Source organism: Streptomyces sp. NPDC056361 (assembly GCF_042262805.1).
Classification (GTDB): Bacteria; Actinomycetota; Actinomycetes; order Streptomycetales; family Streptomycetaceae; genus Streptomyces.
The window spans coordinates 1-9699 of sequence record NZ_JBHJQI010000213.1 but is presented as its reverse complement, the minus strand read 5'-3'; the positions used below and the strand labels follow the sequence as shown (position 1 = coordinate 9699).

10 protein-coding genes are annotated in these 9699 nt (G+C 73.6%); 6 read left to right on the top strand and 4 right to left on the bottom strand.

Annotated elements, in window-relative coordinates; genetic code table 11:
* Positions 1–234: 234 nt before the first annotated feature.
* Genes ACFCY7_RS37920 through ACFCY7_RS37905 form a run of 4 tightly spaced genes read right to left on the bottom strand, consistent with a single transcriptional unit; the run spans position 235 to position 5228 of the window.
* The gene (locus tag ACFCY7_RS37920; protein ID WP_376490638.1) at positions 235–1578 is read right to left on the bottom strand and encodes an O-antigen ligase family protein; all 1344 of its coding nucleotides are present in this window, start codon (positions 1576–1578) and stop codon (positions 235–237) included.
* Positions 1579–1580: 2 nt separating this feature from the next.
* On the bottom strand, positions 1581–3032 hold the full coding sequence (locus ACFCY7_RS37915; RefSeq protein ID WP_376490637.1) for an exopolysaccharide biosynthesis polyprenyl glycosylphosphotransferase: 1452 nt from the start codon (positions 3030–3032) through the stop codon (positions 1581–1583).
* Complete coding sequence (locus tag ACFCY7_RS37910) at positions 3029–4165, bottom strand: glycosyltransferase (RefSeq protein WP_376490636.1); 1137 nt, start codon at positions 4163–4165, stop codon at positions 3029–3031. Before ACFCY7_RS37910 ends, ACFCY7_RS37915 begins: the two co-directional genes overlap by 4 nt.
* 1 nt (position 4166) lies before the next feature.
* Positions 4167–5228, bottom strand: a complete 1062-nt coding sequence (locus tag ACFCY7_RS37905; protein WP_376490635.1) for a DUF3344 domain-containing protein — start codon at positions 5226–5228, stop codon at positions 4167–4169.
* A gap of 379 nt (positions 5229–5607) precedes the next feature.
* On the opposite strand from ACFCY7_RS37905, the gene ACFCY7_RS37900 reads away from it, so the two are divergent.
* From ACFCY7_RS37900 to ACFCY7_RS37875, 6 genes are all read left to right on the top strand, one after another.
* Complete coding sequence (locus ACFCY7_RS37900) at positions 5608–5847, top strand: chaplin (protein WP_376490634.1); 240 nt, start codon at positions 5608–5610, stop codon at positions 5845–5847.
* A gap of 275 nt (positions 5848–6122) precedes the next feature.
* On the top strand, positions 6123–6995 hold the full coding sequence (locus ACFCY7_RS37895; RefSeq protein ID WP_376490633.1) for a hypothetical protein: 873 nt from the start codon (positions 6123–6125) through the stop codon (positions 6993–6995).
* A gap of 224 nt (positions 6996–7219) precedes the next feature.
* Positions 7220–7501, top strand: a complete 282-nt coding sequence (locus ACFCY7_RS37890) for a hypothetical protein (protein WP_376490632.1) — start codon at positions 7220–7222, stop codon at positions 7499–7501.
* 234 nt (positions 7502–7735) lie between these two features.
* The gene (locus ACFCY7_RS37885; RefSeq protein ID WP_376490631.1) at positions 7736–8449 is read left to right on the top strand and encodes a hypothetical protein; all 714 of its coding nucleotides are present in this window, start codon (positions 7736–7738) and stop codon (positions 8447–8449) included.
* Between the two features lie 114 nt (positions 8450–8563).
* Positions 8564–9076: a hypothetical protein gene (locus tag ACFCY7_RS37880; RefSeq protein ID WP_376490630.1), complete on the top strand. Its 513-nt coding sequence runs from the start codon at positions 8564–8566 to the stop codon at positions 9074–9076.
* A gap of 277 nt (positions 9077–9353) precedes the next feature.
* On the top strand, positions 9354–9632 hold the full coding sequence (locus ACFCY7_RS37875) for a chaplin (RefSeq protein ID WP_056643544.1): 279 nt from the start codon (positions 9354–9356) through the stop codon (positions 9630–9632).
* Positions 9633–9699: the final 67 nt, after the last annotated feature.

The following is a 9699-nucleotide window of genomic DNA, read 5'->3' as shown; positions in this document are numbered from 1 at the left end:
CACCCGGGACGCGCACAGCGCGCTGCGGGAGGCCGGCCACGCCTACCGGCCTCGCCGGTAGCGGAGGCCCGCGCGCGGCGGCGAACGCGCCGGAGGCCCTGGAGTGTTGAAAGGTGCGAGACCGCCGTGGGGCCCGGAGGCGCGGTCGGCCAGGGGTCGGTCAGCGGTGCGCCGCAGGGAGGCCGGGGTGCGGGGCGCGGTCCGTCGGGCCACGGCGTGTCCGTGGGTTCCGCTTCACCCGCCCACGGGTCGCGCACGCCCCACCTCCGCCAGCGCCCACCAGGCAGCCAGGCCCAGCACGACCGACATCAGGACGGTCGAGGGGCCGCCGATGTCCGCGTAGAAGAAGTCGATGAGCTGCCAGGCGAGCAGGCCCGCCGCGACCAGCGCGCAGTCCGCGCCGAGCCGCCGCCGGCGCAGCGCGCCCACGAGCAGCGCCCCCCAGCTGCCGGCCAGCGCGAGGAGCCCGACCAGGCCCTGCTCGCTCAGCACCAGGAGGTACATGTTGTGCGGGGACAGCAGCGGTTGGCGCGCGAAGGCGGCGCCCGCGCCGGCCGTGTCGCTGCCGGAGGACAGCGCCAGCGAGGCGTTCGAGTCGCGGTACGCGGGGAAGCCCTTCAGGCCGACACCCGTGACCGGCTCCGCCCGCCACATCCGCCCGGCCGCCGCCCACATCGTGTACCGGTCGGTCACCGACTGGTCGGGCGCGGCCGCCACCTGCGTGATGCTGGTGACCCGCTCCTTCACCATCGTCGAGCCGATCCCCAGACCGCCGACGAGGACCACCCCGAGGGCGCCCGCGGCGAGCGCCACCCGGGCCGCCCGCCGCGCCCCCGACAGCAGCAGCTGGATCCCGCAGGCGAGGACGGTCGCGATCCACGCGCCCCGGCTGAAGGACAGCACCAGCGGTACGAAGAGGAGGCCCGCGCAGACCAGCGCCGCCGTCCGCGTCCGGCCCGGCCCGCTGCCGAGCGCGATCCCCGTGACGACCACGAGCCCGTACGCCACCACCGTCGCCATGCCCATCACGTCGGTCGCCCCGAAGGTGCCGACGGCCCGGACGTCCTCGCCCTGGTACGAGGCGCCCGTCCCGGTCAGGTACTGCACGACCCCGACCGAGCCCTGGAGCAGCGCGAAGGCGACGAGACCCCAGGCGACCACGGCGAAGTCCCGCCGGTCGCGGATCATCAGGAGCACGGCCGCCGGGACGAGGACGAAGACCTGCACGTAGCGGGCGACGCCCGGCAGGCTCGCCGCCGGGTCGTTCGAGGTGATCGCGGCCAGGCAGATCCCGAGCACCGGCAGACCGAGGACGACGGCCGCCGTCCGGGTCAGCGGCCGGGCGCCGCCGCGCAGCACCCGGACGAGGCAGACCACGACGAGGAGCCCGGAGGCCGCGTCCGCGACCGTGCCCGTGCCGCCGGTGCCGCCCTGCGCCCCGCCGCCGCCCGGGACGAGCAGCAGCGCGATCACGGCGAGGACCGGGGACAGCGCACCGGCCCGGCGGACCCACTCCCGTACGTCCGCCGTCTCCCGCGCCGCGGGAACCGCCGGCACCGCCGTCACGGCCGTGGCCATCCTCAGCTCCCCGTGGGTCGGACGAGCCCGGCCGCCGTGCGCAGCAGGATGCAGACGTCCTGCCAGAGCGACCAGTGGTCGATGTAGTGGTTGTCGAAGCGGCAGCGGTCCTCGATCGAGGTGTCGCCGCGCAGACCGTGCACCTGCGCCAGCCCGGTCAGCCCCACCGGCATCCGGTGGCGGGCCGCGTACCCGGCGTGGATCTTGCTGAACTGGGCGACGAAGTAAGGTCGTTCGGGCCGGGGGCCGACCAGGCTCATGTCGCCGCGCAGCACGTTCCACAGCTGCGGCAGCTCGTCGAGCGAGCTCTTGCGGAGGAAGCCGCCGGCCGCGCTCATCCGCCGGTCGCCCGCCACGTTCCAGCGGGTCGCCGACTCCGTGTCGTCGGACGGCCGCAGCGTACGGAACTTCAGGAGGGTGAAGTGCCGGCCGTGCTGGCCCACCCGCTCCTGCCGGAAGAGGACCCCCGGACCGTCCGAGAGGCGCACGGCGAGCGCGCACAGCAGCAGGACCGGAAGGGCGCACGCCAGCGCGGGAGCGGCGAGCGCGATGTCGAGGGCCCGCTTGGCGGTCAGCCCGCGCCGCTCGGACCGCGGGGCGACCCGGTGCCAGGCGTACCCCCACACGTGCTGGGGCATCGGCCCGTCCTGGTGCCGGCCGCCGACCCGCCAGGTGGTGCAGCCGTAGTGCTGGAACAGCGTCATCAGACCGGGGTCGTCGTCCAGGAACACCGCGTCGCGCACCGCGTTCTGGATGACGGCCCGGTGGATCTCCTCGGTCGTCGTGAGGACCGGAAGCCCGGCCTCCCCCGCCGTCCGGGGAGCACCGCCCTGCTCCGGCACGCCGACGATCCCCACCGGCCGCACCCCGTACTCGGGATGCTGGACCACCGACGCCGCGAACCGCCGCGCCGCCCCCGTGCCGCCGACGACGAGCGCCGACCGAGGATGGGCGCGCGCGATCCGGCGCCGCCGGGCCAGCAGCACGGCGCGGACCAGGCACACGACGGCGACGTGCGTGCCGTACACGGCGCAGAGCCGCAGCGGCCCGATCGCGAGCGCCGGGGAGTACGCGGCGACGCCGGCCGCCGCCAGACACCAGACGACCCCGGCGCGCGAGGCCAGCGCCGGCAGTTCGTCGAGGGCCCGGACGTGCGCGGCCGGCCGGTAGAGCCCCGCGCGGCCGTCGAGGACCAGGACGAGCACCGCGACCGGCAGCAGCAGCCGGACGTCGCGGTGCGCCGCCCCGAGCAGGGCGGCCGCGGCCAGCACGGCCAGGACGTCGACGGCCACGAGCGGCGCCACGCCGGAGCGCGGACGCACCCGGCGGTGGCGCGGCAGCGCGAGCCGTTCGGTCGTGCCGCGGCGCGGCGCGAGGGAGGCGAGGCCGAAGGCCTGGCCCGCCGTGGGCCAGGGGCCCGGCGAGGAGGGAACGCTGGTACTTTCCGTGGTCACTGCGCAATCGGCTCTCTGTGCTCGGCCCCCCGCACGCCGGCCAGGTCGCGGTAGACGTCCGCGACGGCCGCGCCGGTGCGCCGGACATCGAATCTGCTGAGTACGTGCTCGTGGGCCTCCCGGCCCAGGCGGTGCCGCAGCTCCGGCCGGCCGAGGAGGCGGCCCAGAGCGGTGGCGAGCGCGGCCGGGTCCTCGGGCGGGACCAGGCACTCGGATGCGTGGGCGGGCGGCAGGCTCTCGCGCGCCCCGTCCACGTCGCTGACGACGACCGGCCGACCGCTCGCCATGGCCTCCAGGGGCGCGAGCGCCATCCCCTCCCAGCGGGACGGCAGGACGACCACGTCCGCCGCCCGGTACCAGGGGACGGTGTCGTCGACGGCGCCGGTGAACCGCACCGAGGGCCCGGCCGCGGCACGCAGCCGCTCGGCGTCCGGACCGTCGCCGACCAGGACGAGCCGGGCCGTGGGCACCTCCGCGAGGACGGCGGGCCAGGCGTCGAGCAGCACGTCCTGCCCCTTCTGCCGGCAGAGCCGGCCCACGCAGACGACCGTGGGGGCGGGATTGCCGGGCGGCCCGTCGGTCGCGAACCTGGCCACGTCCACCCCGTTGTGGACGACCGACCAGTCCGCCCGCACGCCGGCGGCCTCGCCGGTACGCCGCTCGGCCTCGCTCACGCAGACGATCCGGTCCGCCCAGCGCGCGCCGAACCGCTCCCAGCGGCGGGCGAGCGCCGCGGTGGTCCCCTCGACCGCCTCGAACGACCAGGCGTGTGGTTGATACACCGTCGGAACCCGTCCGCGCAGGGCCAGTCGGGCGCAGAGCCCGGCCTTGGCGCTGTGCGCGTGGACGAGTCCGGGCCGGACGGCGCGGATCAGTCGGGCCAAGTCCCTCGTCTCGCCGACCAGTCGGGGACCTGGGTCCCGGCCGGCCCGCCAGTCGTGGGTGTCGGCGCCCTCGGCGCGGACGGCGGCGGACAGGGGGGTGCCGGGCGGGCAGGCGACCGCGACCCGCAGGCCGGCGGCGCGCTGGGCGCGGACCAGGTCGACGACGACCCGGGCGACCCCGCCGTCGCCCGGCTGGACCGCGTGCAGGACGGTGACGGACGCGGGGTCCGTGTCAAGTGGTGACAGCACGTCAGCGCCGGACGTCCGCCTGGAGGAAGAGCGCACCGAGCCAGACGGTGTCCTTCTCGCTGCCGAACCGGACCTCGACACGGTCGCCCCCCTTGTGCAGCGCATCCCGCAGATCGAAGACGTCGGAGTCGTACCCCAGACCGTTCGTACCATCGGGGAAGCGGACCGTACGACCGGCGCCGAATTCGGTGATGCTGGAGTTCATGACGTCTTCCGCGGAATTTGCGGAATCGGAGAGCCGGGTGCTCTTCGAGCGGCTCGTATCCACCGCCAGGTAATCCCCGGAGGTGCCGCGGTCACCGTCATAGGCGATCACTCCGAGTCGTCCGCTCGTGCCCTTGGGGAAACGGTTTCCGTCCACCGGGACACGGAGCTCGCGACGGTCGGGTCCGATGGTTTCGAAACCATCCCAGACACCGATCCTGCGCAGCGGTTCCGATGCCTTCTCGTACGCGGCGACGAGCGTCCAGCCGCCCCAGCCGCCGACCTTCGAGCGGCCCATGGCGACGTTGACCTGGGCGACGGTCCACTGGCCCCGCCGGGACGAGCGGACCAGCTCGGTGACGTCGGCGGAGGCCTGGAACGCGTCGGCGCCGTCCGCCGCGCGGTGACCGATCACGGAGTCCGCGAGGAGCGCCTTGTACGACCCGCCGGGCTCGGCGATCAGCACCCGGCCGTTGTCCTTCGCCGGCTTCTGCTCGCCCACCCGCAGGTTCCCGCCCCAGTAGAGACGGGCCCAGCTGACCCGCGCGCCCGCGGGCACCGCAAGTTCGGCGCGGCTGGAGTTGTACGTGTTCGGGTCGCCGTCCACGTCGACGTACGCCATCGTCGCGCCGTCGTTCACCGACTCGGTGCCCTTCGAGCCCTTCGCCGAGGAGTTGGCGGCGCGCACCACTCCGCCGTGCTGCACGGCCTCGTACCGCGCGGCGAAGGGGACACGGGCCGCCTCCCGGGGCGGCAGGGGAGCGGCGGCGGAGGCGACCGGCAGCGCGGCGGTCAGCGCCGCACACGACAGGGCGCACAGCGCGCTGCGACGCACGGCTGGAATCGCAGAATTCCGCATACAGGTTCTCCGCTTTGATGAGAGAAGGGAGGGAAGACCCGAGAAGGCCGGGCGGGAGGAAGGTGTCGTCCGCACGAAATGAGTGAACGCGCGGCCGGCCCGGAAGCAACGTTCGGGAACGTTATAACCCCGACGCGGGGCGATAGTAAGCATTAGATGCTCGGAAACGCTAACTCCCGTATCCACGTGGCAGGTTCCTCGTTGTGCGTGTTGCGCCATTCCACGCCCAGTCACTCGAATGACCCTCCTATGGCCCAAAGATCGGTTGAACGTCACCCGTTCGGGAGAGCAACCGATGAAAACCGGGGCCGTTGTTGAGGGAGCCGGGCCGAACAGTCCGCGCAGTCCGAGTGGAATATCGATCGAGGAGAGCTTCTCCATGTCCCGTATCGCCAAGGCCGTTGTTCTGACCGTGGGTGCCGCCGCCGCCGTCGCCGGTGCCGCCGGTGCCGCCGCCGCCGACGCCGGCGCCGAGGGCGCGGCCGTGAAGTCCCCCGGCGTCGGCTCCGGCAACGTCGTCCAGGTCCCGGTGCACATCCCGGTCAACCTCTGCGGCAACACCGTCAGCGTCATCGGCGCGCTGAACCCGGCCTTCGGCAACGCCTGCGTCAACGCCTGATCGGCCACGCCTGATCGGTCCTTCCGAAGCCGGTGCGCCCATCCCCCGGGGTGGGCGCACCGGCTTTTTCCTTGTCGTCACTGGGTCGGTACTCGTTCGGCCGCACGCTGGTGCGCCGTTCGGTGCAACGGCGTACGCCCCTTCGAGGGGCAGGGCGCGGGGGCGGATTCACTCGAACGGAGGCGTGGCGCTCGGTAGTTCCGCGGTTGCGTAGCGCTATACCCGCAGGCACGGTGAGAGGGCAGTTGTCCGACGCATAAGGAAAAGGAACACATATGCGTCCCCTCGCTACACCCCGTCTCACCGCCCTGGCGATATCCGCCGTCCTCACCCTCGGCGCGGCGGGACCCGCCGTCGCCGGCGAGCACCATCCGTCCACCGCGGCCGACCGGGCCGCCCGCGCACCCCTCCCCGAAGCCGCCGCCCTGCTGACCCAGGCCGAGGCGCTCGGAGAACTCGGTTCGGTGACGGCCCCCGTGGCCGAACTCGTCACCGCCGCCCTCAAGGCCGACTCCGGCCAGCTCCCCGCGGCCGACGCCGACGCCCTCAAGGCCAAGATCGCGACCGCCGTCGACCAGGCCAAGGGCGCCGCCCCGGCGCCGCTGCCGGACGCCCCCGCGCCCGACGTCCCCGTCACCGCGCCGGAGCTCCCCGTCACCCCGCCCGCCCCCGAGCTCCCGGTGACCCCGCCCGCTGCCGAGCTGCCGGTCACCCCGCCCGCGGTGGACGCTCCCGTGGGTCTGCCCGTGAAGCCGCCGGTGAGCCTGCCCGTTACGGCCGGCGTGAAGGCCGCGGTCGTGAAGGCCGCGGTCGTGAAGGCCGCCCCGGCGGACGTCGTGGGCGACGCGCTCGCCACGGTCGAGAAGGCGGTCGCGGGCCTGCTCGCCGCCGTCACCTCGGGTGACGCCGCGGGTGTCGTCCCGCAGGTCACCGCCACCCTGACCTCGCTGGTCAACCTGGCGGTCGCCACCGTGCTCGGCAGTGGACTCCCCGCGCCGGACCTGGCCGGACTGCCCGCCCTGCCGGCGCTCCCGGCCGGCGTGCCCGAGCTGCCGGTGGACCCGCCGCAGCTGCCGGTCGACCCGCCGGTGAAGCCGCCGGTCGACGTACCCGACCTGCCGGTCAAGCCCCCGCTGCCGGTCCGGTAGTCACCCGCGCGTCCGTGCCGGTCCGGCGTCCGCCGGACCGGCTCAGACGTGTGCGATCGGCAAATAGCACCGGTCCGCACCGATCGGGTGCAGTGTCGAGAAATCCTTCCTCCCGGAGTTTCCGGGGAGCGCACTCCTCGTTACAGAAGCAGAACGATGTACAGGATTCGGCCAAGAACCCTGTACAGCAAGTGACTTGAAAGCACAGAGGAAGGATTCATTCCATGAAGCCCACCAAGGTCGCCGCGGTAGTCGCCGGTTCGCTGATGGCGCTGGGTGCCGCCGCGCCCGCCATGGCCACGGAGGCGCTGACCCCCACCAGCCTGAACGGTGGACTCGAAGCGATCGCCGCCAATGGGCTGAAGACGGACGTGCTGAGCAGCACCACGGAAGGCTCCCCGGTCAAGACCGTCACGGACGCGGCCACCCAGCTGAACGACACCACCAAGGGCGCCCCGCTGCTCGGCGGCCTCCCGGTCCCCGGCGGTCTTCCGCTCGGCGGCTGACATCACCTCAGGACACCTGCCCTCCAGGGCATTTGCGGCGGCTCCGGTGTCGTCGTCCCCCACGGTCGGCTGATCGAATGATTTTCAGATCAGCTGCCGTGTGGTCCCCGCTGTAGGCCATGTGCCGCCCCATACCCTCTGGCCAATCCCACGCGAACGTCGGCGTGGAGCAGGCCGGTCGGAGCGAGGGGGGATCCTCGCCGGTCTCTCCCTTTTCTCCAGAGGAAGAGCGGTATGCGGTCCATCATCAGCAGGAAAGTACTCACCGCGGCGGCAGCGACCGGCATCCTGTCGCTGAGCGGCGGATTCGCCCTTGCCGCGGGCTCCCACGCCGGCACGGGCGACGGGTCGGGCCCCGCCGCCGTCGGCCATGCCCAGGCCCCCCTACCGGCTGACGTCTGCGGCAAGAGCATGGAACTCGGCGGCTTCGTCGCGGCAGCCGTCGGCGACCTCTGTTCCCACGCGGAGGAACCCGGCGGCTACGGCGACGAACCCACCCACCCGCCCACGCACCCGCCCACGCACCCGCCGACGCATCCGCCGACCCACCCGCCCACGCACCCTCCGACGACGCACCCTCCGACGACGCACCCTCCGACGACGCACCCGCCGACGCACCCGCCGACGCACCCGCCGACGCACCCCCCGACGCACCCGCCGACGACGCCTCCGACGAAGCCGCCGACGCACCCCCCGACCCACCCGCCGACGACGCACCCGCCGACGCACCCGCCCACGCACCCCCCGACGCACCCCCCGACGCACCCGCCCACGCACCCGCCGACCGCTCCGCCGACGAAGCCGACGACGCCGCCCACCGGGCCCCCTGAGCTGCCTGAGACCGGAAGCGGCCCCGCGCTCATGGGCGCGGCAGCGATCAGCGCCGCGCTGATCATCGGCGGCAGCGTCGTCTACCTCCGCGGCGGACGGATCAGCCGACGCCACTGACCCGACGGCCGGTACGCGTCAACGCGGGTCCTCGCCTTCACCGGTGAGGGCCCGCGCATTGCTGCACATGGGTTAGTCCCGCCACGTTTCGGCCAAGGGGCTCGTTCACCTCACATGACTCTGCGTTCTCACGCGGGCATGGGCCTCCTCATGACCGCACTCGCGTCCGCCGCCCTGGCCTCTCCCGCCGCCGCCGTCGAGGCGCCGGTGATCGTCCCCCTCCAGGGCCTGGAGCCGGTCCTTCCGATGGACGCGCCGACCGTGGCGACCGGTGTTCCCGTCCCGATGCCGGGCGCGCCCACCGGCTTCCAGAAGGGCGTCGGCGCGCTGCCGGACGTCACGCTGCCCAGCGTGCCGCTCGCGGGCACCCTGCCGGGCACCGTCGTCGACGCGCCGCTGCCCGAGGTCCTCAAGGACAGCGAGCCCGGGCGGGCGCTGCTCAGCAGCCCGCACTCGGAGATGAAGGCGGCCACCCCCGGCGCCGTCGTCGGCAACCCGCTGGAGGCCCCGCGCGGCAACGGGCTCGGCGGCCTGCCGGACCTGGCGAAGCCTCAGGTCGGTCTCCTGACCCCGGTGCTCAGCGGGGCCCTCGACCCGCAGCTGGGCCTCGCGCCGGACGGACACTGACACCACCGCCCCCCGGGCGGGTGAAGACACGATTCTTCCCCGCCACCCCAGGGGCTCTCGCTCGTTGCAAGAAGAGGCTTGTCGCATGGCCGCGGCCCGCGGACCGAGGCCGTCCCGTCGTATCCGGCGGCGGACGGAATTTCGGCCCGCGGGCCATTCTTTCGATTTTCCTTCTTCCCGTTCGGCCCAACGGCCGTGACCCGGCCCGCATACGGGCGTTGAACGGGTATGACGGCCGTGATTCCTGCGGTCGCTTTCCACGTCCAAGGAGTTCTTGATGTCTCGCATCGCGAAGGCTGCCGCAGTTCTCGCCGGCACGGGTGCCGTTGCCCTCAGCGGAGCCGGCCTGGCCGTCGCCGACTCGGGCGCCGAGGCCGTCGCCGCCCACTCGCCCGGTGTCGCCTCCGGCAACGTCGTCCAGGTCCCGGTCCACGTCCCCGTGAACCTGTGCGGCAACACCGTCAACGTGATCGGTCTGCTGAACCCGGCGTTCGGCAACACCTGCATCAACGCGGACGGCGGCCACGACAACGGTGACGGCGGCTACGGCGGCTGATCCCCCCCGTTCCACGCACGTGTCCCCCCGGGGACTGTACTTACTAAATGTCTTAGTGTTATGACAT

Coding starts and splice junctions, on each gene's coding strand:
- ACFCY7_RS37920 (WP_376490638.1), bottom strand. CDS start 1,578: ATGGCCACGGCCGTGACGGCGGTGCCGGCGGTTCCCGCGGCGCGGGAG.
- ACFCY7_RS37905 (WP_376490635.1), bottom strand. CDS start 5,228: ATGCGGAATTCTGCGATTCCAGCCGTGCGTCGCAGCGCGCTGTGCGCC.
- ACFCY7_RS37900 (WP_376490634.1), top strand. CDS start 5,608: ATGTCCCGTATCGCCAAGGCCGTTGTTCTGACCGTGGGTGCCGCCGCC.
- ACFCY7_RS37895 (WP_376490633.1), top strand. CDS start 6,123: ATGCGTCCCCTCGCTACACCCCGTCTCACCGCCCTGGCGATATCCGCC.
- ACFCY7_RS37890 (WP_376490632.1), top strand. CDS start 7,220: ATGAAGCCCACCAAGGTCGCCGCGGTAGTCGCCGGTTCGCTGATGGCG.
- ACFCY7_RS37885 (WP_376490631.1), top strand. CDS start 7,736: ATGCGGTCCATCATCAGCAGGAAAGTACTCACCGCGGCGGCAGCGACC.
- ACFCY7_RS37880 (WP_376490630.1), top strand. CDS start 8,564: ATGACTCTGCGTTCTCACGCGGGCATGGGCCTCCTCATGACCGCACTC.
- ACFCY7_RS37875 (WP_056643544.1), top strand. CDS start 9,354: ATGTCTCGCATCGCGAAGGCTGCCGCAGTTCTCGCCGGCACGGGTGCC.